The organism is Streptomyces sp. NPDC001852 (genome assembly GCF_042891825.1).
Taxonomy (GTDB): domain Bacteria; phylum Actinomycetota; class Actinomycetes; order Streptomycetales; family Streptomycetaceae; genus Streptomyces.
In genome coordinates, this window is record NZ_JBIATN010000007.1 from 331,717 (window position 1) to 354,175 (window position 22,459).

A 22,459-nucleotide genomic window follows, 5' to 3' on the forward strand; every position below is an offset into this window, starting at 1 on the left:
CGCTCAGCCGACCTTGATCTCGTTGTAGACCGGCACGCTGAAGGGGTTGAGCGCCACGTCGGAGAGCCGGGAGGTGTAGCCGGCGCTGCCGTTCTGGTACCAGAGCGGGATGGCCGCCATGTTGTCGCGGACGACCTCCTCGGCCTGCTGGAACAGCCGGACGGCCGCGGCCTGCCCGGTCTCGGCGTTGGCCCGGTCGACGAGCCGGTCGAACTGCCTGTTCGACCACTTGCCGTCGTTGGAGGACGCGCCCGTGTAGTACAGCGGCTGCAGGAAGTTCTGGATCAACGGGTAGTCCATCTGCCAGCCGGCCCGGAAGGGACCGGTCATCTTGTGCTGCCCGATCTGGTTGCGGAAGTCGGCGAAGGTGCCGACCGGGTTGCCCACGCAGGCCTTGTCGTTGCCGAGCGTGTTGTTGACGGAGTTGCACACGGCGTCCACCCACTGCTTGTGGGAGCCGGTGTCCGCGTTGTACGTGATCTTCAGCTGGCCGCCGGGGAATCCGCCGCCCTCCCGGATGAGCTTCTTGGCCTGCGCGGGGTCGTAGTCGCAGGCGTGCCCGCACAGCCCGGGCTTGTAGCCGCCGGCCGCGCCGAGGACCGGGGAGGTCCAGTCGGTGGCGGGGGTGCGGGTGCCGCGGAAGATGGTGTCGGTGATCTGCTTGCGGTTGATCGCCATGGACAGGCCGGTGCGGACCTTGCGCGCCCCGCTGGTGTTCCACTTCGGGTCGTAGTACGGGAAGGCGAGGGTCTGCAGGATGCCGGCCGGGGTGTTGATGTAGCGGCCGTTCAGGTCGGTCCCGACGTTCTTGAGCTGGGTGGAGGGCACGTCGTCGACCAGGTCGAGGTTGCCGGCCAGGACGTCGGTGTAGGCGGTGTTGTTGTCGGTGTACACCAGCAGGGTCACCCCGGTGTTCCGGGCCTTGTCGGGGCCGGGATAGCCGTCCCACTTCTTCAGGTTCATCGCCGAGCCCCTGGTGTACGACTCGATCCGGTACGGCCCGTTGCCGACCGGCTTCTTCAGCCAGGCGGCGTGGTCGGTGAAGAAGGCGCGGGGCAGCGGGGCGAAGGCCGCGTAGCCGAGGGTGTCGGGGAAGCTGGAGAACTTCTGGCTCAGCCGGACGGTGAAGGTGCGGTCGTCGACGACCCGGAGTCCGGACAGGGTGTCGGCGGTCTGGGCGCCGCTGTCGGGGTGGACCTTGTCGTACCCGTCGATGTAGGCGAAGAAGTAGGCGTCCTTCTGGTTGTTCCGCAGGCTCGCCCCGTAGTTCCAGGCGTCCACGAAGGAGTGGGCGGTCACCTTCTCGCCGTTGGAGAAGGTCCAGCCGTCCTTCAGCCTGATCGTGAAGTTCTGCGAGTCCGTGGTGTGGATGGACCGAGCGAGCCAGTTCTGCGCCTTGCCGGTCCTGGGGTCGTACTTCTTCAGCCCCCGGAAGATCATGTCGAGGACCTTGCCGCCCTGCACCTCGTTGGTGTTGGCGGGCTCCAGGGGGTTCTGCGGGTCGCCCCAGGAGGAGGTCAGCACGCCGGGTCCGCCGAATCCGGCGCCGCCCCCGCATCCGGTGGCGCACATCAGGCCGGCGGCGATCACACAGGCGGCCCATCGGGCGCGCGTGGTACCCCGCATGGCTGCCTCCTCCGCGATCACTGATCCAATACCGGACAATATCGGCTAATACGACACATACCGCGCGAGTGCCGCCGAATCGAGGGGCCGTTGGAGGGACGCGTGACCCGTACGCGCGCGGGACGCGTGACCCGTACGCGCGCGGCCGCCGGGAGGGGGCGGACGATCTCACCGGGCACGGACGGACGATCTTCCGGAGTCGCGCAACAGATCTTCGGACAACGATGCCGAAACGTTGGATTGCGACGTGTCGATGTACGCATTTCGACACCCCACCGTCCGCATATCGAACTTCTTGCCTGATTCGCCCGGTTGGTCCGATGTGAAGCACGGATTGATTACGGCGTACTACCCGCGTAGCTACGGAATGATCAAGTACGAGTAAAGAAGGTAAAGACGCAACCAAGGCGACCGAGAATTTATTGACCTTGAATGAATTGCGTTGAAAAAGTCCGGCGTAGCCCGTAGGGGAGCGCCCTGCGGAGCCTTGACCCACAAGGCACGGAGCATCATGACCACCCCCGCATCCCCTTCCCCGGCCGCCGCACTCGAGGTGACCGAAGAAGACAGCGCCACTTCGGCGAAGCCCGGCAACCCCAAGGGCACCGAGAGCCGCTCTCCGGGACGGCTGGCCTGGACCCGCTTCAAGCGGGACCGGACGGGCGTCATATCCGCCTTCGTGGTGATCTTCTTCTTCGTCATCGGCATCGCCGCGCCGCTGATCGCCAAGGTGTACGGCAAGGACCCCTACACCACCTACGGTCAGAACGACCCGAGCCTGCTCAACGACTTCGGTTTCCCGGTCAAGCCCAACGGCGGCATGAGCGGGGACTTCTGGTTCGGCATCGACCCGCAGCTGGGCCGGGACGTCTTCACGTTCCTGCTGTACGGCATCCGCAACTCGCTGCTGATCGCGACGGCGACGACCGTACTGGTGGCCTTCTTCGGCGTGGTCATCGGCATCACCGCCGGCTACCTCGGCGGCAGGACGGACTACCTGGTCGGACGGATCATCGACATCCTCCTGGCCTTCCCGCAGACCCTGTTCTTCATCGGCTTCTTCCCGGTGATGCTCACGATCCTGGTCGCGCCCGACGAGGCGACCCCGACCTGGCTCATCGTCGTCTCCCTGATCACCATCATGACCGCGTTCGGCTGGGCACCCATCGCCCGGCTGCTGCGCGGTGAGGTACTCGCCCTGCGCGAGCGGGAGTTCGTGGAGGCCGCCAAGGTCACCGGCGCCTCCCCGGGCCGCATCATCTTCAAGGAACTGCTTCCCAACCTGTGGACGCCGATCCTCATCCAGGCGACCCTGGCGCTCCCGATGTACGTGACCGTGGAGGCCGGTCTGGCCTTCCTCGGAGTCGGCCTCTCCGACCCGACGCCCGACTGGGGTGTCATGGTCCAGAACGCGTCCAAGTACTACCAGGACGACATCACGTACATGCTCTTCCCGGGCCTGACGATGGTGATCTTCGTGATCGCCTTCAACCTCCTCGGTGACTCGGTGCGCGACGCGCTGGACCCCAAGGCCGGGCGCTGAACCTCCCGTTCCATCTTCCGGTCCGGGCGACGGGGCCCGCCGGAGAAGCTCGTATCTCTCCTCGACCAGAGCAGGAAACCATGTCCCTTTCCCGCAGAAACTTCGTCATCGCCACGTCGGTCGCGGCCGGCGGCTCCATGGTCCTCTCCGCGTGCAGCAGCGGCGGAGGTGGCGGGAACAGCGGCAGCGGCGCCCACGCCGGCACCAACACGTACACCGGTCACGTGACCGTCGGTACGAAGGAGGACTCGACCGGCCCCGCACCCGAGATCCCGGGTGCGAAGAAGGGCGGCAACATCATCGGCATCGGTCCGGACGACTTCTCCCACCTGGACCCGCAGCGGATCTACTTCGCGTGGAACTCCACGGTCGGCAACCTGTACATCCGCGCCCTGACCGGCTACAAGATCGCCATGGACGGCTCCATGAAGCTGGTCGGTGACCTCGCCACCGACACCGGCACCATGACCGACGGCGGCAAGACCTGGACCTTCACCCTGAAGGACGGTCTGAAGTGGGAGGACGGCAGCGACCTGACCGTCGAGGACGTCCGCCACGGCATCGAGCGCGGCTTCGCCAGCTTCACCACCGAGGGCGCGCAGTACGTCCAGTCCGCGCTCGTCGGCTCCAGCGACTTCCGGTCCAAGTACAAGGGTCCGTTCAGCGGCAAGCACCTGGACTCGATCGTCACCGACGACACGAAGAAGACCATCACGCTGAAGCTGAAGGTGGCCCGTCCGGACCTCAACTTCACGCTGGCGATGCACTCCTACGGCGCCGTGCCGGCCAGCCACGACACCAAGGACAAGTACGACAAGGACCCGGTCTCCGCCGGCCCGTACAAGATCGCCCAGCACTCCGTCGACAAGTCCCTGAAGCTCGTGCGCAACCCGCACTGGGACCCGGCCACGGACTCGATCCGCAACGCCTACCCGGACAGCTTCACCTTCCAGTTCGGAACCGAGTCGCTGCCGGCCACCGACCGTCTGATCGCCGAGAGCGGCGACGACCAGTACGCGGTCATGGCCTACAGCGGTGTCCCGGCCGAGCGTCTGCAGAAGGTCCTGGGCGACGCCCAGCTGAAGCAGCGCACCATCAACGGCCTGCTCAGCGGTCTGTACTACTACGCCATCAACTGCAAGCGGATCACCGACCCGAAGGTGCGCCAGGCCCTCAACTACGCCTGGCCGCTGGAGCAGATCCGCCGTATCTACGGTGGCCAGGCCGCAGGTGACTACGCGACCTCCATCATCAGCCCGGACATCCTCGGCTACGAGCACCAGGACGTCTACGGCAAGCTGAAGACGCCGCAGGGCGACCCGGAGAAGGCCAAGGCGCTGCTGAAGGAGGCCGGCAAGCTCGGCCAGAAGATCGTCTACACCTACCCCAAGGGCAGCAACGACGCCTACACCAAGACGGCGGTCGTCATCACCAACGCCCTGAAGGCGGCGGGCTTCGACCCGGTCGTCAAGCCGGTGGACTCCACCAGCTACTACGACCAGGTCCAGCAGATCAACAACAGCTTCGACGTGATGTGGTTCGGCTGGTCCCCGGACTGGCCGACCGGTTACACCGTCATGCAGCCGCTGTTCGACGGCGCCACCATCGCCAACGGCTCCAACAACGTCTCGCAGCTGAACGTGAGCTGGGTCAACGACGCGATCAAGACGAACGCCGTCATCACCGACCCGAAGAAGGCCGGCGAGGCCTGGGAGGCGCTGGACAAGAAGATCATGACCGAGCTCGCGCCGATCATCCCCGAAACCTTCCAGCGCCGGTTCTACCTGCACGGCTCGAAGGTCGGCGGCGCGCTGTTCGACCCGCTGTTCTCGGCGTTCGTCATGTACAAGCTGTACGTGAAGGCCTGACGACCAAGCCAGTCCAGGGGCGGGGCGCCACACACCGGCGCCCCGCCCGTCCCCCTCCGCCCCCACCACGGCGTCGCCCAGGGAATCCCATCGCCATGTTCCGCTTTCTCGTCCGCCGGACAATCGGCGCAGCGGTGATCCTGCTGATCATCAGTGCCATCACCTTCTTCCTCTTCTACGTCGCTCCGCGTGACCCCGCCCGGGTCGCCTGCGGCAAGGTCTGCACGCCACAGACTCTGGCGCTGGTCAAGCACAACCTGGGGATCGACGATCCGCTGCCGGTGCAGTACTGGCACTGGCTCGAAGGCGTCTTCGTGGGCCGCGACTACGCCTCGTTCGGACACTGCAACGCCCCGTGCCTCGGCTACTCGTTCATCAACCGTGAGCCGGTCACGGGCATCATCCTGGACCGCTTCCCGACCACGATCTCCCTGGCGCTGGGCAGCGCGGTCGTCTTCTTCGTCTTCGGTGTCGGCACCGGCATGGTCGCCGCCGTCAAGCAGGGCAAGGCGCTGGACAAGATCGCCTCCTCGGCCTCGCTGATCGGCTCCTCGCTGCAGATCTACATCGTCGGTATCGTCGCGATGTTCTACCTGTCCGACGAGTGGCACATCCTGCCCCGCCCGAACGACAACTCCGGATTCACGGACAACCCCGGCTCCTGGTTCGGGGGCTTCATTCTGCCGTGGTTCGTGCTGGCGATCATCTTCACCGCCAACTACACGCGTATGACCCGCTCGCAGTTGGTCGAGACGCTGAGCGAGGACTACGTCCGCACCGCGCGGGCCAAGGGCCTCGCCTGGCGCACCGTGTTCTTCCGCTTCGCCTGGCGCGGCGCGATGGGCCCGATCGTGACGATCCTCGGTCTGGACCTCGGCTCACTGCTCGGCGGCGCGGTCATCACGGAGCAGACTTTCGGTCTGCACGGTATCGGCGCCGTCTCGGTGAAGGCCGTGAAGGACAACGACCTGCCGATGCTGCTCGGTGTCACCCTGGTGGCCGCAGCCGCGATCGTCGTCTTCAACATCCTTGTCGACGCGGTGTACGCCCTCATCGACCCGCGCGTCCGCCTCGCCTAAGGAGAGACAAGATGAGCACCCCCTTCCTCTCCGTCCGCGACCTGCGCGTGCACTTCTCCACCGAGGACGGCATCGTCAAGGCCGTCGACGGGCTCTCCTTCGACCTGGAGAAGGGCAAGACCCTCGGCATCGTCGGCGAGTCCGGCTCCGGCAAGTCGGTGACCAACCTCGCGATCCTGGGCCTGCACAACCGTGAGCGCACCGCCCTGGAGGGCGAGATCCTGCTCGACGGGCAGGAGCTTCTCACCGCCTCCGAGCGGACGCTGGAGAAGCTGCGCGGCAACAAGATGTCCATGATCTTCCAGGACGCGCTGGCCTCCCTGTCGCCGTACCACAAGGTCGGCGTGCAGATCGCGGAGACGTACCGCAAGCACACCGGCTGCTCCAAGAAGGAGGCCCGGGACCGCGCGATCGAGATGCTCCGCCGGGTCGGCATCCCCCAGCCGGACATGCGGGTGGACGACTACCCGCACCAGTTCTCCGGCGGTATGCGCCAGCGCGCGATGATCGCCATGGCGCTGGTCTGCGACCCCGAGCTGCTGATCGCCGACGAGCCGACCACGGCCCTGGACGTGACGGTCCAGGCCCAGATCATGGACCTGCTCAAGGACCTCCAGCAGGAGTTCGGCACCGCGATCATCTTCATCACGCACGACCTGGGCGTCATCGCCGACATCGCGGACGACGTGCTGGTGATGTACGGCGGCCGGTGCGTGGAGCGCGGCACCAAGCAGGATGTGCTCCGCACCCCGGACCACCCCTACACCCTGGGCCTGCTGAACTCGATGCCGAGCCTGGACGGCCCGGTCGACGTGCCGCTCTCCCCCATCCCCGGCTCCCCGCCCTCGCTGCTCAACCCGCCCTCCGGCTGCCGCTTCCACCCGCGCTGCTCGTTCGCCGAGAAGGTCGACGGCGGTCTGTGCTCGGCCGAGCGGCCGAAGCTGGAGGTGGTCGAGGGCCGCGGCTCCGCCTGCCACCTCACGGCGGAGCAGAAGCGGGATCTCTTCTCCGACTTCGCCGGAACCCGGCACAACTGACGGACAGCAGACGGGACTTCACGACCATGAGCAACACGAACCCCCTCCTGGACGTCTCCGGGCTCACCAAGCACTTCCCGATCAAGGGCGGCTTCCCGATCCGCCGTACGGTCGGCGCGGTGCAGGCCGTGGACGGGCTGGACTTCCAGGTCGGCGAGGGCGAGAGCCTGGGCCTCGTCGGCGAGTCGGGCTGCGGCAAGTCGACCACGGGCCGGCTGATCACGCGCCTGCTGGAGCCGACCGGCGGCAAGATCACCTACCGCGGGCAGGACATCACGCACGCGGGCCGCAAGGAGCTGGCGCCGATCCGCTCCGAGATCCAGATGATCTTCCAGGACCCGTACGCCTCGCTGAACCCGCGGCAGACGGTCGGAAAGATCATCTCCGGCCCGATGGAGATCAACGACATCAACCCGGCCGGCGGCCGCGAGAACCGGGTCCGCGAACTGCTGGAGATCGTGGGCCTGAACCCCGAGCACTTCAACCGCTTCCCGCACGAGTTCTCCGGCGGCCAGCGCCAGCGCATCGGGGTGGCCCGAGCGCTCGCCCTGGAACCGAAGCTGATCGTCGCCGACGAGCCGGTCTCGGCGCTCGACGTCTCCATCCAGGCCCAGGTCGTCAACCTCCTGCAGAAGGTGCAGAAGGAACTGGGCATCGCGTTCGTGTTCATCGCCCACGACCTCGCGATCGTCCGCCACTTCTCACAGCGCGTCGCGGTCATGTACCTCGGCAAGATCGTCGAGATCGCCGACCGCGCGGACCTCTACGACAACCCGCGCCACCCCTACACCCGGGCCCTGCTCTCCGCCGTACCCGAGGCGACGGTGGACGCGGAGCCGCGCGAGCGGATCCGCCTGGTCGGCGACGTGCCCTCCCCCATCAACCCGCCCTCCGGCTGCCGCTTCCGCACCCGCTGCTGGAAGGCGACGGAGAAGTGCGCGACGGAGGCCCCGCCGCTGGTGCAGGTGGAGGGCAACGAGCAGGGGCACCTGACGGCGTGCCACTACCCGGAGACCCGGGAGACGATCCCCGCCCCCCGCACCTCCAAGGACAGCCTCTCCAAGGACCCCGAGGCGGCGGCCTGACACACCCCTTTTCGTCAGCCGCCCCCTCGCGGAACGGACTTTCACCGGCCCATTGACCCGAGCCCATGAACGTCCGCTTCCAGGGACCGAAGGCCCGCGCCTCCCCAGGCGTGGGCCTTCGGCGTATCCAGTCGTCCCTTGGGCCACACTCCTTACGCGACCCCCAGCTCACACCACACGTACTTCCCCCGGTCCCCGAACCGCGCCGTCGGCTGCCACCCCCAGTACTCCGCGCGCGCCTTCACCAACCCCAGCCCCCGCCCGTCCTCCCACTCCAGCTCGGCCACCTCCTCCAGCGGACGCGGCGGATCCGGCGGCGCGGGGTCGGTGTCCCACGCCCCGATCCACACCATGCCCTCCGGGGTACGGCGGACCCTCAGCGCCGCCGGCCCCTTGGTGTGCCGTACGGCGTTGGAGACCAGCTCCGCCGCCAGCAGCTCAGCCGTATCGACCAAGCCGATCAACCCGTGGAGGGTCAGGATCAGGCGCAGGGTGCGGCGGCACACGGTCACCGCTCTGAGGTCGTTGGGGATGTAGAGGGTGTAGTCCCAGGTTTCGTTTTCAGGCATGCGTCACCAACTCGGTTTCAATGAAGGGTCTTCGCGCGAGGTGGCATTGCCGCAGTCGTCATGGCACGACGGAGCAGTGCACTTCCGCTGCGCGTCCGGTACGTCACTGACGGTAGACCTTAGAATTAAGAGGCGGCAAGGTGATCCCGTAATCTGACCCCGAACGGGGCGCATGGTGAGGCAGGTTGAACCAAGGAGCAGCCGATGGGGACCAAACGCGAGCCCACAGCACGCCAGATGCGGCTGGCCGTGGAACTGCGCAGGCTCCGCGAGGCGGCGGGCCTCAGCTCCCGTGAGGCGGCGGCGCTGCTTGGCGTGAACTCTGTTCAGATCAGCCAGATCGAGGCCGGTACCTCAGGAGTGAGTGAGCAGCGTCTGCGTCGCATGGCAGCCAACTACGCCTGCGTCGAATGTGAGTTCATCGACGGCCTGGTGGCGATCGCCACCGACCGAACGCAGGGCTGGTGGGAGGAGTACCGGGGCCAGCTGCCCACGCCCTTCATGGACCTGCCCGAGCTGGAGCATCACGCCCACTTCCGCTGGGACGTGGAGTTCCTCCATGTGCCCGGTCTCCTGCAGACAGCGGATTACGCCCGGTCCCTCTTCTCGTACGTGAACCCGGAGTATCCACACAGCGATGTCGAGCGGTGGGTCGATCACCGGATGAAGCGCAGGGTCATCATCGAGCGCCCGGCCCCCGTCCCGTACGAGGCCGTGATCCACGAAGGGGCACTGCGCATCAGGGTCGGCAACCGATCCACAGCACAGGCTCAGCTCACCCAGGTCCTGGAACTCTCCGAAGCCGACCATGTCACCGTACGGGTCATCCCGTTCGACCTGGACAACTTCGGCGGCGCGGGCAGTGCGATGGTGTACGCGGGCGGCCCCCTGCCCAAGCTGGACACGGTCGTCCGTGACGGGCCCAACGGGCCGGTCTTCATCGATGCCGAAGCCCAGCTCAACCGATATCGAACGCTGTTCCGTAGGGTAGAGGCAGTGTCACTCGACCCCGACCGTTCGCGTGACTTCATCCACCAGCTGTCGAAGGAGCTGTGAGCATGCTGACCCCGGACACCTGGCAGAAGTCGTCCTTCTCCGGTGGCGGCCAGGGTGACGCCTGCGTCGAAGTCGCGCATCTGGACACCCACATAGCCATCCGCGACTCAAAGACCCCGGACAGAGCCACCCTCATCTTCCCGCCCGCCACCTTCACCCCCTTCATCAACGCCCTGAAGCACCAAAGTTGAGAGCCCCTCAAGAACTGCACCGGAACCTGACACACCGTTCAGCAGGGTGTGTCAGACTGCGGCGGTGGTGGATCACGCGTTTACCGATCTCACGCTCGCCGCGCTCTACGACCGCCTCAACCCCTGGGGGCCGGGAGACGACTTCTACCTAGGTCTGGTGCGGAAGGCCCGGTCGGTGCTGGACGTAGGGTGCGGCACCGGGCAGCTGCTGCGGCGGGCCCGGGCCGAGGGCCACCGGGGCCGGCTGACGGGGCTCGATCCGGCCGCCGCCATGCTCGTACAGGCGCGGCGGGCCCGGCCGGACGTGGAGTGGGTGCTCGGGGACATGCGTGCCCGGCTGTGGGCCGGGGAGTTCGACCTCGCCGTCATGACCGGGCACGCCTTCCAGGAACTGGTCCGGGACGAGGACATCCGGCACTGTCTGCGCGGGGTCCGGGCGGCGCTCGGTGACGGCGGGCGGTTCGTGTTCGAGACCCGCAACCCGGGCGCCCGCGCCTGGGAGCGGTGGACCCCGGACCGGGTCCACGAGATCGCGGCCGCCGACGGCACCCCGGTGCGGGTGTGGCACGAGGTCCAGGGCGACGGGCTCAGCGGTGACCGGGTGCGGTTCACCGAGACCTACGACGGCGATGTCTGGCCGGCCCCGCAGGTGTGCCACAGCGTCCTGCGGTTCCTGGACGAGGAGTCCTTGGCGGGCTTCCTGGCCGAGGCCGGGCTCACGGTCGTGGAGCAGTACGGGGACTGGGGGCGGGGACCGCTCACCCCCGCCAGCCCCGAGATCATCACCGTGGCCCGGCCCGCCTAGGGCCTAGTCGGCGTCCTCCTCCAGCGCGGCCAGTGCCGGGTCCAGGATGATGTCCTCGTCCCGTGCCTCGGTGGTCGGCTCCTCCGGGAAGTGGCAGGCCGTCAGATGGCTCTCGTGGTTGCCGGAGATCCGGACCAGCGGCGGTTCCTCGGTCGCGCACTTCTCCTGGGCCTTCCAGCAGCGGGTGCGGAAGCGGCAGCCGGAGGGCGGGGAGATGGGGGACGGCACGTCACCGGCCAGGCGGATGCGCTCACGCCCGCCGGAGTCCTCGTCCGTCAGGTTCACCTCGGGGACCGCGGACAGCAGGGCGTGGGTGTACGGATGGCGCGGACGGGTGTAGATGGAGTCCCGGTCACCCACCTCGATGATCTTGCCGAGGTACATGACCGCCACGCGCTGCGAGAAGTGGCGGACGACGGCCAGGTCGTGGGCGATGAACACGAACGCGATGCCCAGTTCCTTCTGTACCTGCTGCAGCAGGTTCACGACCTGGGCCTGGATGGAGACGTCGAGCGCCGAGACCGGCTCGTCGGCGACGATCAGCTTCGGTTCCAGGGCGAGCGCTCGGGCCACGCCGATGCGCTGGCGCTGGCCGCCGGAGAACTCGTGCGGGAAGCGGTTGAAGTGCTCGGGGTTCAGGCCCACGATCTCCAGGAGTTCGCGGACCCGCTTCTCCCTCCCGCCCTCCGGCTCGATCCCGTTGATCTCCATCGGCCCCGAGATGATCTTTCCGACCGTCTGCCGCGGGTTCAGCGACGAGTACGGGTCCTGGAAGATCATCTGGATCTCGGAGCGGATCGGGGCGAGCTGCTTGCGGGTCGCGTGGCTGATGTCCTGCCCGCGGTAGGTGACGGTGCCGCTCGTCGGCTCCAGCAGACGCGTGATCAGCCGGCCCGTGGTCGACTTGCCGCAGCCCGACTCCCCGACCAGGCCGAAGCTCTCCCCCGCGTGCACGGTGATGTCGATGCCGTCCACGGCCTGCACCGCGCCGATGGTCCGGCGGATCGGGAAGCCGCCCTTGACCGGGAAGTGCTTGGTCAGTCCGGAGACCTCCAGCAGCGGCTCCCCGTCCGCGCCGGCCCCTTTCTCACGCGGGGCCGGGAGGACCATGTCCTCTGTCATGACGATGTCCTCCTAGGACGACTGACGACTAGCCCAGACGGGGCTTGATCTCTTCGATGAAGATGGTCCGCTTCTGTTCCTCCGTGAGATGGCACGCGGAGGCACGGTCCGGCGCCGGCAGCGGGCGCTCGCGCACACAGCGGCCCGTGCCCTCGACCCGCTCCTGATAGGTGCAGCGCGGGTGGAAACGGCAGCCTGACGGTGGGTTGAGCAGCGAGGGCGGGGTGCCGGGGATCGGGGAGAGCTGGGCGTCGAGGTCGGAGTCCAGGCGCGGCATCGAGTTCAGCAGGCCCCAGGTGTAGGGGTGGCGCGGAGCCTTGAGCACCTCGTCGACCGTGCCCCGCTCCACCGCGCCGCCCGCGTACATCACCATGATGTCGTCGGCCATGTCGGCGATCACCCCCAGGTCGTGGGTGATGAAGATGATGCCGGATCCGAACTCCCGTTGCAGGTCCTTGAGCAGATCGAGAATCTGCGCCTGGACCGTCACGTCCAGGGCGGTCGTCGGCTCGTCGGCGATCAGCAGGTCGGGGTCGCAGACCAGCGCCATGGCGATCATGGCGCGCTGGCGCATGCCGCCGGAGAACTGGTGCGGGTAGTCCTTCGCCCGCTCCCTCGGGTTGGGGATGCCGACCTTGCCGAGCATCTCCACGGCGCGTTCCCAGGCCTGCTTCTTGGAGGCGCCGGTGTGCTTCGTGTACGGCTCGGCGATCTGCCGGCCGACCGTGTAGTACGGGGAGAGCGCGGTGAGCGGGTCCTGGAAGATCATGGCGACCTTGTTGCCACGCAGCTTCTCCAGCTCGGACTCCCGGGCGGTGGTCAGCTCCCGTCCGTCCAGCAGGATCTCGCCCTCGACCGTGGTGAACATGGGGTTGTGCAGGCCGAGGATGGTCAGATTGGTCACCGACTTGCCCGAGCCGGACTCCCCCACGATGCCGAGCGTCCTGCCGCGCTCCAGGTCGAAGGAGAGCCCGTCCACGGCCCGTACGACGCCGTCCTCGGTCTTGAAGCTGACGTGCAGGTCCCGCACCGAGAGCAGGGGCCCGGATCCGGCCGGGATCGGAGCACCGGCCTCCTTGGTCAGAGTGGTCACGACAGTGCTCCTAGGACAGCCGCACGCGCGGGTCGATGAAGGCGTAGGCGGCGTCGACGACGATGTTGAACAGCAGGATCATGGTGGCGGAGAAGAGCATCACGCCGAGCAGCAGCGGCAGGTCGCTGAAGAAGACGGACTGAACGGCCAGGTTGCCGAGGCCGGGCAGGCCGAAGGTGTACTCGGTGATGATGGCGCCGCCGAACAGCGAGCCGAGGTCGATGCCGAAGATGGTGACGATCGGGATCAGCGAACCGCGCCAGGCGTAGCGGAAGAAGACATAGGACCGGGACATGCCTTTCGCGCGGGCGGTCCGGACGTGTTCCTCCTGGAGCTGTTCGATCATCGAGGACCGGGCCATACGGGTGTACTGCGCGGCGAAGATCGTGGAGAGGACCACCCAGGGGATGATCAGGCCGGTGAACCAGGAGACGGGGTCCTGGGTGAACTCGTTGTAGGCGGGCTTGTCGAACCAGTGGGTCTGGTAGACGAGGACGGCCAGGGCCAGCGGGCCGAGGAAGTAGATCTGCAGCGAACTGATCACCATGGCGCCCGCGGTGGCCGTCTTGTCGATCAGCGTGCCGCGCCGCCAGGCGGCGAGCAGCCCGGTGCCGAGACCGACGGCCAGGAAGCACACGGCCGCGCCCAGGGTGAGCGAGACGGTCGTGGGCAGCCGGTCCATCAGGGTGCTCCAGACCGCCTCGTTGGTGTGGTACGAGTAGCCGAAGCAGGGGGCGGGGCACGGTCCCTGGGCGAACTGGTTGCTGCCCATGACGAGGTTGTGCAGGAAGATCCAGTACTGCTCGGTGATGGGTTTGTCCAGGCCGAGCACATGGTGGATGTTCGCGATGCTGTCGGGGTTGCAGGTCTTGCCGCACATCATCAGCGCGGGGTCCCGGGGCACCCCGAAGAACAGTACGAACGTGACGATGCTCAGCAGGAACAGGATGACGACGGCACCGATGATCCGGCGGACGAGGAAGCGCAGCATGACAGGGCAGCTCTCAGACGTCGGCGGCCTTGGCGGTGCCCGGCGCGCCCCCTGCTCGGGAGCGCGCCGGACACCGGACGGGGACGGTTACTTGATGAAGAGGCGACGCGGGTCGATGCCGCCGATCACGTCGTCGTAGACGAGGCCGCCGACCTTGGAGCCGGCGATCTGGGTCTGCTTGTAGTACGCGGTCGGGACCACGTTGACGACCTTGGTGAGCAGGTACTTGTCGAGCTTCTCCCACTCGGCCGCGGCCTTGACCGGGTCGGTGATCGCGTTGATGCGGTCGATCTCGCTGTTCACGTGGGGGTCGTTGATCTGCGAGTAGTTCGACGCACCGTCGGCGATGATGCGGCCGTCGTACAGCAGCGGGAGGACCGTCGAGGCGGACGGCCAGTCGGCGCCCCACGCGGTGTGGAAGATGTCGTAGTTGTTGTTGAGCTTGGAGACCTGGTCGTAGTAGGTCTCGGACGGGATCTCCTGGCGCTGGACGTCGAAGCCGGCCTTCTTCAGGCCCGCCGCCATGGCCGTGGAGTACTGCTGGCCCTCGGGGGTGTTGGTGTAGCCGAAGGTCAGCTTCATGTTGAGCTTGCCGGCCTGCTTGAGCAGGTCGCGGGCCTTGTCCGGGTCACCGGCCGGCTTCTTCTTCTTGCCGAACGGGTCGAACGAGGCGTCGTAGCCGCTGACGGTCGGGCTGAGCAGGCCGCCGGCGACCTCCATCGCGTCCGTGCCGCCGAAGGCGCGGACGAAGGGGGTGACGGGGAGTGCGTAGGCGATGGCCTCGCGGACCCGGATGTCCTTCATCTCCGGCTTGCTCATGTTGATGTTCATCTGGCCGACGTACGGCTGGTAGCCGGAGACCGTACGGGACTTGAGCTTCGGGTTCCTGAGGACGCTGGACAGGTTGCCCGCGTCGACCTGGTTGCTGAAGCTGAGGCCGGTCTGGTCGGGGCCGCTGTCCGCCAGCAGTGCCTTGGTGGAGGTCTCGAACTGCTGGTTGAACGTGAAGTTGAACTGGTCCACGTACTGGTGGCGGATCGGGTCCGTCTTCGGGTCCCAGTTGGTGTTCTTGACCAGCACCATCGACTTGCCGGACTTGAACGACTGGATCTTGTACGGGCCGGTCGCCAGCGGGGCCTTGTCGTACTTCTCCTTGGTGTCGCCCTTCGCGGACACGATGGAGTAGCCGGCCATGGCGAGCGCGTACGGCAGGTCCGCGTGCGGCTTCTTGAAGTGGAAGATGATGGTTTTGGCGTCGGGCGTCTCGAGGATGCTGTCCGGGAGGTGCTTGCCCTTGTACGGCCCGTCGGGGAGCAGTTTGCGGTAGTCGGCGCCCGGGGTGTTGGCCAGCCACTGCTGGAGGTAGGGCGGGCCCTGGGTGATGAAGGGCGCGAAGAGCCGCTCGAAGGTCTGTCGGACGTCCTGGGACGTGATCGGGGTGCCGTCCTGGAACTTGATGCCGTCCTTGAGCGTGTACTTCCAGGTCTTTCCGCCGTCCGTGGTGGTGCCGGAGTCGGTGGCGAGGTCGCCGACGATCTCGTGTTTGTGGCCGTCGTCGCTGGTGGCCTTGTAGCCGGTGAGGCCTCTGTGGATCAGCTGGGCGAGCGCCATCTGGTCGGAGACGTAGATCTGCCCCGGGTCGAGGTGCGCGAAGCTGTCGCGCTGCAGCACCTCCATGCTGCCGCCGCTCTTGGCGCCCGGGACGTCGGCCGCCGGGCCCTGGGAGTCCGCGGTGCCGCCGAACTTGATGGCCGCCTGCTGTGCCTCGGCGTTCTTCTGGTCCTTGTTGCCGTTGGTGCCGGTGTCGCTGCCGCCCTTGCTGCAACCGGTGAGCACAAGGGCTCCGGCGGCGAGCACGGAGAGCGCGCTGGAGACGTGGCGTCCGCCCCTACTCATCACGAAATTCCCACCCATCCTTGAAACTGACGTTCCGTGTGGTTGACGAAGTGCGGTCAGCGCGCGGTCTTGGGATCGAAGGCGTCTCTGACCGAGTCCCCGAGCAGGTTGAACGCGACGACGAAGATGATCATCGATACGCCGGGGAAGAACATGTAGGTGATGTCGTTCTGCATCACCAGTTCGGTGGACGCCTTGGAGAACATCTGCCCCCAGTCCGGCGTCGGTTCGACGATGCCGACCCCCAGGAAGGACAGACCGGCCTCGGCCGTCACGAACCCGGGCAGCAGGTACGTCGCCTGCACCAGCAGCGGGGTGACGACGTTCGGGAGGATCTCCCTGCGGATGATCCGCCACGACGAGGCGCCGCTGACCCGTGCCGCCTCGATGAACTCCCGTTCCCGCAGGGCGAGTGCGGTGCCGCGCAGGATGCGCCCGAGGCCCATCCAGCCCAGGAACCACTGGACGATGATGAGGGCCACCACCCGGACGTAGGTGGGCGTCTCGTCGCGGGGACTGACGAACAGGGACACCACGACCGGCATGCTCGCGATGAAGAAGAGCTGTGCCGGGAAGGCGAGGAGGAAGTCGATGACCCGGCCGATGAAGTAGTCGGTCCTGCCGCCGAGATAGCCGGCCGCGACACCGAGAAGGATGCCGGTGATGACGACGGCGATGGTGACGGCGACCGAGATCATCAGCGAGGTGCGGATGCCGTAGATCAGCTTGGTGAAGACGTCGTAGCCGTTGCCGGGTTCGAGTCCGAACCAGAACTGGCTGCTGATGCCGCCGTTGGGCTGCACCGGCACGCCGGCGCTGTCGAAGAGTTCCGGTCGCTCGTCCGCGTACACCGTGTACGGATTCTTGCCGTACAGTTTGGAGATCAGCGGGGCGAGCAGGCCGATCAGGAAGAAGAAGCCCACCACATAAGCCGAGATCACGCCGGTACGGTCGCGTTTGAAGCGCAGCCACATCAGCTGGCCGGGAGAGCGGCCTTCGAGCTTGACGACTTCGCTCTCCGCCTCCGGCCCTGGTTCGCCGTCGACGACGACCGAAGTCCCGCCGCCCTCAATGTCGATAGGACTTGTCACGGTTCGTCCGTTTCACAGGTATGAGTGTGGGAGGTGCCCGGGTACTCCGAGGACGCGCGTAACCGCGAGGCGGACGCGCGTAGTTCTACCGCCGAATCACACCGCTGGACGTGACGAACAGACCCACCTGGTGTTTGTGACACCGCGCATGGGGGTTCCTCCTCATGACTCCACGTGTTCACCAACAGGAGAGGGTTTCCGTCTTCCCTCCGACACCCCTGACGGAGGGTCAGGCACCCCCTGGTGCTCGTGAGTCGGCACACTGTCCCCACAGTGCGCTGGACCCATTGACCCGAGCGCTACGCGGCTAACTATCTGCCATGGGTCGAGTACCGACCACTGCCCGCAGATCTCAATTCAGTCACGGATCGCGGCTACACCTTCCAAAATCTGGACAAACTGTTCGACCGAAGAAGGCGCGAAACGGACGTGTTACATGGCTATCGGGCAACGATCTCCGCATGTCGGACATGGGTCCCCCGAAAACGGGTTGCAAAAAGCCCGGGTACCCCCATCCTGGGGGCACCCGGGCTCGATTGCGCTGGGATCAGCCGTGCTTGGCGCGGCTCGCGGCGCGGGCCCGCTCACGCTGGTCGAGGTTGACCTTGCGGATGCGAACGGCCTCCGGGGTCACCTCGACGCACTCGTCGTCACGGCAGAACTCCAGCGACTGCTCCAGCGACAGCTTGCGCGGCGGCACGATCGACTCGGCCACGTCGGCCGTCGAGGACCGCATGTTGGTGAGCTTCTTCTCCTTGGTGATGTTGACGTCCATGTCGTCGGAGCGGGAGTTCTCACCGACGATCATGCCCTCGTACACCTCGGTGCCCGGCTCCACGAAGAGCACGCCGCGCTCCTGCAGGTTCGTCATCGCGAACGCGGTGACGGCACCGGCGCGGTCGGCGACCAGCGAGCCGTTGTTGCGGGTCTGCAGCGCACCGAACCAGGGCTCGTGGCCCTCGTGGATGGAGTGGCCGATACCGGTGCCGCGGGTCTGCGTCAGGAACTCGGTCCGGAAACCGATCAGACCACGGGACGGCACCACGAACTCCATGCGCACCCAGCCCGAGCCGTGGTTGGACATGTTGTCCATCCGGCCCTTGCGGACGCCCATCAGCTGCGTGACCGCGCCCATGTGCTCCTCGGGCACGTCGATCGTCATGCGCTCGACCGGCTCGTAGACCTTGCCGTCGACTTCCTTGGTGACGACCTGCGGCTTGCCGACGGTCAGCTCGTAGCCCTCCCGGCGCATGGTCTCGACCAGGATGGCGAGCGCCAGCTCACCACGGCCCTGGACCTCCCAGGCGTCCGGCCGCTCGGTGTCCAGCACGCGCAGCGAGACGTTACCGATCAGCTCGCGGTCCAGGCGGTCCTTCACCTGGCGGGCGGTGACCTTGCGGTCCTTCACGGCCGCCTTCGCGTCCGCGCCCTTGCCGGTGCCGCCCCGGCCGACCAGCGGCGAGGTGTTCGTACCGATGACCATGGAGATCGCCGGCTCGTCCACCGTGATCAGCGGCAGCGGGACCGGGTTCTCGGTGTCGGCCAGGGTCTCGCCGATCATGATGTCCGGGATACCGGCGACCGCGCAGATGTCACCCGGACCGGCCTTCTCGGCGGGCTTGCGGGTGAGCGCCTCGGTCATCATCAGCTCGGAGATGCGCACGTTGCTGATGGAGCCGTCGCGCTTGATCCAGGCGACCGTCTGGCCCTTGCGCAGCTCGCCCTGCTCGACCCGGAGCAGCGCGATACGGCCGAGGAAGTTGTCGGCGTCGAGGTTGGTGACGTGGGCCTGGAGCGGCGCGTCCTCCTCGTACGTCGGCGCCGGGATGTGCTCCAGGATCGTGGAGAAGAACGGCTCCAGGCTGTCGCTGTCGGCCGGGACCGTGCCGTTCTCCGGCTTGGTCAGCGAGGCGATGCCGTCACGGCCGCAGGCGTAGACGATCGGGAACTCGATCTGCTCCTCGTCCGCGTCCAGGTCGAGGAAGAGGTCGTAGGTCTCGTTGACGACCTCGTCGATGCGGGAGTCCGGGCGGTCCGTCTTGTTGATGCACAGGATGACGGGCAGGCGCTGCTGGAGGGCCTTGCGCAGCACGAAGCGGGTCTGCGGCAGCGGGCCCTCGGAGGCGTCCACCAGCAGCACGACACCGTCCACCATGGACAGACCGCGCTCGACCTCGCCGCCGAAGTCGGCGTGGCCGGGGGTGTCGATGATGTTGATGGTGATCGGGTCCCCGCCGTCCTTGGGGTGGTACTTCACCGCCGTGTTCTTGGCGAGGATCGTGATGCCCTTCTCACGCTCCAGGTCATTCGAGTCCATCATGCGGTCGTCGACGCCTTCGAGCTGGTGGGCGGCGAACGCGCCGGCCTGCTTCAGCATGCCGTCGACGATGGTGGTCTTGCCGTGGTCGACGTGAGCGACGATGGCGACGTTGCGGATGTCGTGGCGCGTGGCCATAGTGCGACGAACTCCCGGAGTGTGAGGATTGCCCTGCGCGTACGTCTGTGTCACGCGGGTCCTGCCGGGCTGGACACGCCACGGCCTCACCCCATGGTACGTGGCCCCGGCGGAGACGGCCTCCGCAGGGCGGTGTGACAATCTCCGTGGAGGTCAGCCGCTCGGGCTGGGCGAGGGCTGCGGAACCTTCGCCCCCTTCTTCAGGAAGCCCATGTCCTCATAGACCGGCGTCCGGAATCCGAAGGCTCCGGCGTTGACCAGGTTCTGCCGCACCGCCACGAGCTGAGGCCGCTGATACAGCGGGATCGACCCGGCCGAGGCCCAGATCCGCGAGTCCGCCTTGCGGATCAGCGACACCTCCTCGTCCTCGTCCAGGGTGGCCGCGGCCTCGTCGAACAGCTGGTCCACCTGGTCCGTGCCGATCCGCGTGTAGTTCTGCTCGATGTTCAGCGAGCCGTCCGCCGCCGGCACCGGCTTCGCGTACACCGGCCGGTCGTCCGTCGCCGGGAACGCGGAGGACGGCCAGGAGTACAGCGCGAGGTCGTAGTCGCCGGAGGCGATGTGGTCCTTGAAGTAGCTCGCGTCCGGGACCTTGCTGATCGTCGTCCGGATGCCGACCCGCCCCAGCATGGCCGAGATCCGCTCGGCGACCGCGTTCAGCGTCTGGGAGCCGGCGCCGGACGGGAGCACGAAGCGGAGCAGGAGCGGCTTGCCGTCCTTGGCGAGCGGCTGCGCCGCGGCCGCCGGCGCGGCCGTGCCCTGGGGGGCGTACGCCCCCTGTGCACCCCCGTGCCTACCCTCCTGGGCCAGGCGCCGGTCGCCCCCGTCCCCCCGTCCGCCGTTCTTGTTGTCCCCGCTCTTGTCGCCGCCGTCGTCTCCCTCACTGTCCCCGCCGACGATGTACTCGCCGTCCCTGCCGCCGTCGGACTTGTCTTCCTTGGCGCCCTTGTCCTTCTTGTGTTTCTTCTCGCTCTCGGGGCCGGCCGCCTTCTCCCCCTTCTTCTGCTCCTTGATCGGGCCGCCCGGCACCCAGCCGGCGTCGGCGAGCAGCGCCTGCGCCTCCTTGGTGTCCTGAGCGCCGATCGCGCCGCTGTCGTCGGCGTACGCGGCCTGCCCGGACAGGGCGAGATGGCTGCCGACCGGGACGGCGGGCAGGCCCAGCGGGGTGAGCACCAGCTTGGCCAGCTCCCGGCGGTCCAGGGCGCGGGCGACGGCCCGCCGGACGCGCTCGTCCGCGAGGGGGCCCGCGGAGCCGTTCAGGGCGAGCTGGGTGTAGGCGGGCTCCAGCGACCTGCGGACCTCGACGCCGCTCAGCGCCTGCTGCTCGTCCAGGTACTCGGAGATCGCCTTGCGCAGCTTCGTCCGGCCGGCCTTGACGTCGTCGGGGCCGAAGTCGTGCGCACGCGCCCACGCGCGCAGCTTCTTCACCGAGGTCTTGCCGGAGCCCTGCAAGGGGTTCGCGATGCCGTGGGCGGCGAGTCCGATCCGCTGGGCGTCCCCGGGGTCGACATCGGCGAGGTCCACGCTGCCGTCGGCGAGCGCGGCGGCCCGCTTGTCGCGGGGTACGGCGTGCAGCACGATCTCGTTCAGCTTGGCGGGCCGGCCCCACCAGCGCGGGTTGCGGGTGAGGACGACGTTCTGCTGGGCGGTGTCGACCTTGTCCACGGTGAACGGCCCCGCGGTGACCTGCAGCTTGCGGCGGGCTCCGTCGTTGAAGGCGCCCGGGGTGCCCATGACGTCCTTCGGGTACAGCGGGGAGAACAGCGACTTCCAGTCGGCGTAGGGGCGGGAGAAGGTGACCCGGACCTCGAGGTCGGTGGCGCCCCGCTCAATTTTCTCGATGCGGTCGTAGCCGGCGTTGCGGGCCGTCCAGTACGCGCTGTTCCTGCCGGACAGGGCGCGCCACTGGGCGAGGAAGTCGGCGGCGCCGATCTCCCGGCCGTCGCTCCACACGGCCTGCTGGTTCAGCTTGTACAGCACGACCTGGCGCGGCTCGGTCTCGATGACCTTGGCCGACTCCAGGTAGGCGGGGTCGGGCACCGGCCGGCCACTGGCGTCCAGCCGGAACATCGACGGCAGCACGGCCTGGGCGACGCGGCTGGTGCCGGCGTCGGCATCGGCCTGGAAGGTGTTCAGGGTCGGCGGTACGGCGTCGACGGCCCACTTCACGGTCCCGCCGTCGGCGACCAGGTCACGGGCGACGGGGGCGATGTCCTGCCCGGCGAGCGGCCCCGCGACCTTCTCGTCGGAGTCGCATCCGGCGAGGAACGGCACCACGAGCGCGCCGGCGGTGAGGAAGGAGACCGAGCGCATCACGGCACGCAGTCCGACGCGGTCGTAGGACATCGCTGCTACCTCCAGGAAGCCGCGGGTTTATGCTCACTTGTGTCGAAATGTGGAGCTGATCACCTTTGGCGGTATATGGAGCTGATCAGATCTATGCGGCCCACTGAAGAGGAAAGGATCCGGCCCCCACGGGCGACACGGCGAGGACGGGCGGTAACCCCACCCGTGTGGCGCAACACCACCGGAGATGCACCAGTGCGCCTCCGCCAATCGCTGCACACGCCTTCACACCGACAGGTGTGACGCGCAACACTCCAAGGCGCATGAACGTTGCCGCCCAGGGCCCGCCGGACCCACGGAAGTGAGGGCAAGTCATGTCCGTGCACGACGACATCACCTCGGTCCAGCGCTCCATCGACGATCTGTACCGGTCGCTGGGACGCCTGGAACACCAGCTCGGCAGCGGCGGCCTGGAGATGCGCCGGGTCCGGTTGGACGCCGACCATCTGCGCGAGAGCGTGGCGCTGCTGCGTGACGCCGCCACCACCGGGGAGGCCCCGCGCCGCCCCGACCTCGTCACCATCTCCGACGCGCCGTACGACACCAGCCTGTGGGTGGGCTCGGACGACGAGGGCCTGGGCGCCCGCGACCGGCACGCCCCCTGAT

General features: G+C 67.5%; 18 protein-coding genes. 9 read left to right on the forward strand and 9 right to left on the reverse strand.

The features are described 5' to 3' along the window. Positions 1 to 3: 3 nt before the first annotated feature. The gene (locus ACFYZB_RS15445; protein ID WP_388758552.1) at positions 4 to 1,626 is read right to left on the reverse strand and encodes an ABC transporter substrate-binding protein; all 1,623 of its coding nucleotides are present in this window, start codon (positions 1,624 to 1,626) and stop codon (positions 4 to 6) included. Between the two features lie 511 nt (positions 1,627 to 2,137). Between ACFYZB_RS15445 and ACFYZB_RS15450 the strand changes: the two genes are divergently transcribed. The 5 genes from ACFYZB_RS15450 to ACFYZB_RS15470 all read left to right on the forward strand — a co-directional run bounded on the left by ACFYZB_RS15450 (position 2,138) and on the right by ACFYZB_RS15470 (position 8,238). Continuing rightward, entirely contained in the window at positions 2,138 to 3,169 is a 1,032-nt protein-coding gene (locus tag ACFYZB_RS15450) for an ABC transporter permease (protein WP_351207894.1), read from the forward strand. 80 nt (positions 3,170 to 3,249) lie between these two features. Then, a complete protein-coding gene (locus ACFYZB_RS15455) occupies positions 3,250 to 5,037 on the forward strand; it encodes an ABC transporter substrate-binding protein (RefSeq protein ID WP_351207892.1) in 1,788 nt (595 codons plus the stop codon). Between the two features lie 95 nt (positions 5,038 to 5,132). Next, positions 5,133 to 6,116: an ABC transporter permease gene (locus ACFYZB_RS15460; RefSeq protein ID WP_351207890.1), complete on the forward strand. Its 984-nt coding sequence runs from the start codon at positions 5,133 to 5,135 to the stop codon at positions 6,114 to 6,116. An 11-nt stretch (positions 6,117 to 6,127) separates the two neighbouring features. Further along, a complete protein-coding gene (locus ACFYZB_RS15465; RefSeq protein ID WP_388758555.1) occupies positions 6,128 to 7,153 on the forward strand; it encodes an ABC transporter ATP-binding protein in 1,026 nt (341 codons plus the stop codon). Between the two features lie 26 nt (positions 7,154 to 7,179). Further along, the gene (locus tag ACFYZB_RS15470) at positions 7,180 to 8,238 is read left to right on the forward strand and encodes a dipeptide ABC transporter ATP-binding protein (RefSeq protein WP_351207887.1); all 1,059 of its coding nucleotides are present in this window, start codon (positions 7,180 to 7,182) and stop codon (positions 8,236 to 8,238) included. A gap of 152 nt (positions 8,239 to 8,390) precedes the next feature. Here ACFYZB_RS15470 and ACFYZB_RS15475 read toward each other — a convergent pair whose 3' ends face one another. Next, positions 8,391 to 8,807, reverse strand: coding sequence for an ATP-binding protein (locus ACFYZB_RS15475; protein ID WP_388758557.1), 417 nt, complete (start codon positions 8,805 to 8,807; stop codon positions 8,391 to 8,393). Positions 8,808 to 9,011: 204 nt separating this feature from the next. On the opposite strand from ACFYZB_RS15475, the gene ACFYZB_RS15480 reads away from it, so the two are divergent. The 3 genes from ACFYZB_RS15480 to ACFYZB_RS15490 all read left to right on the forward strand — a co-directional run bounded on the left by ACFYZB_RS15480 (position 9,012) and on the right by ACFYZB_RS15490 (position 10,859). Beyond that, positions 9,012 to 9,863 (forward strand): helix-turn-helix domain-containing protein, encoded by an 852-nt coding sequence (locus ACFYZB_RS15480; protein ID WP_388758559.1) that lies wholly within the window; start codon positions 9,012 to 9,014, stop codon positions 9,861 to 9,863. 2 nt (positions 9,864 to 9,865) lie between these two features. Then, positions 9,866 to 10,054: a DUF397 domain-containing protein gene (locus ACFYZB_RS15485; protein ID WP_351207882.1), complete on the forward strand. Its 189-nt coding sequence runs from the start codon at positions 9,866 to 9,868 to the stop codon at positions 10,052 to 10,054. Between the two features lie 64 nt (positions 10,055 to 10,118). Then, complete coding sequence (locus tag ACFYZB_RS15490) at positions 10,119 to 10,859, forward strand: class I SAM-dependent methyltransferase (protein WP_351207880.1); 741 nt, start codon at positions 10,119 to 10,121, stop codon at positions 10,857 to 10,859. A 3-nt stretch (positions 10,860 to 10,862) separates the two neighbouring features. On the opposite strand, the gene ACFYZB_RS15495 is transcribed toward ACFYZB_RS15490, so the two are convergent. From ACFYZB_RS15495 to ACFYZB_RS15525, 7 genes are all read right to left on the reverse strand, one after another. Beyond that, on the reverse strand, positions 10,863 to 11,981 hold the full coding sequence (locus ACFYZB_RS15495; RefSeq protein WP_388758562.1) for an ABC transporter ATP-binding protein: 1,119 nt from the start codon (positions 11,979 to 11,981) through the stop codon (positions 10,863 to 10,865). Between the two features lie 28 nt (positions 11,982 to 12,009). Further along, on the reverse strand, positions 12,010 to 13,074 hold the full coding sequence (locus ACFYZB_RS15500) for an ABC transporter ATP-binding protein (protein WP_388758570.1): 1,065 nt from the start codon (positions 13,072 to 13,074) through the stop codon (positions 12,010 to 12,012). Positions 13,075 to 13,084: 10 nt separating this feature from the next. Then, positions 13,085 to 14,065 carry an ABC transporter permease gene (locus ACFYZB_RS15505; RefSeq protein WP_388758572.1) on the reverse strand — a complete coding sequence of 327 codons (981 nt, stop codon included), beginning with the start codon at positions 14,063 to 14,065 and terminating at the stop codon, positions 13,085 to 13,087. A gap of 87 nt (positions 14,066 to 14,152) precedes the next feature. Further along, positions 14,153 to 15,961, reverse strand: coding sequence for an ABC transporter substrate-binding protein (locus ACFYZB_RS15510; RefSeq protein WP_388758574.1), 1,809 nt, complete (start codon positions 15,959 to 15,961; stop codon positions 14,153 to 14,155). Positions 15,962 to 16,017: 56 nt separating this feature from the next. Next, entirely contained in the window at positions 16,018 to 17,052 is a 1,035-nt protein-coding gene (locus ACFYZB_RS15515; RefSeq protein WP_388758576.1) for an ABC transporter permease, read from the reverse strand. A 547-nt stretch (positions 17,053 to 17,599) separates the two neighbouring features. Then, positions 17,600 to 19,507 (reverse strand): translational GTPase TypA, encoded by a 1,908-nt coding sequence (gene typA / locus ACFYZB_RS15520; RefSeq protein ID WP_388758577.1) that lies wholly within the window; start codon positions 19,505 to 19,507, stop codon positions 17,600 to 17,602. 153 nt (positions 19,508 to 19,660) lie between these two features. Continuing rightward, entirely contained in the window at positions 19,661 to 21,853 is a 2,193-nt protein-coding gene (locus ACFYZB_RS15525; protein ID WP_388758579.1) for an ABC transporter family substrate-binding protein, read from the reverse strand. Between the two features lie 314 nt (positions 21,854 to 22,167). Between ACFYZB_RS15525 and ACFYZB_RS15530 the strand changes: the two genes are divergently transcribed. After that, entirely contained in the window at positions 22,168 to 22,458 is a 291-nt protein-coding gene (locus tag ACFYZB_RS15530) for a hypothetical protein (protein WP_351207864.1), read from the forward strand. Position 22,459: the final 1 nt, after the last annotated feature.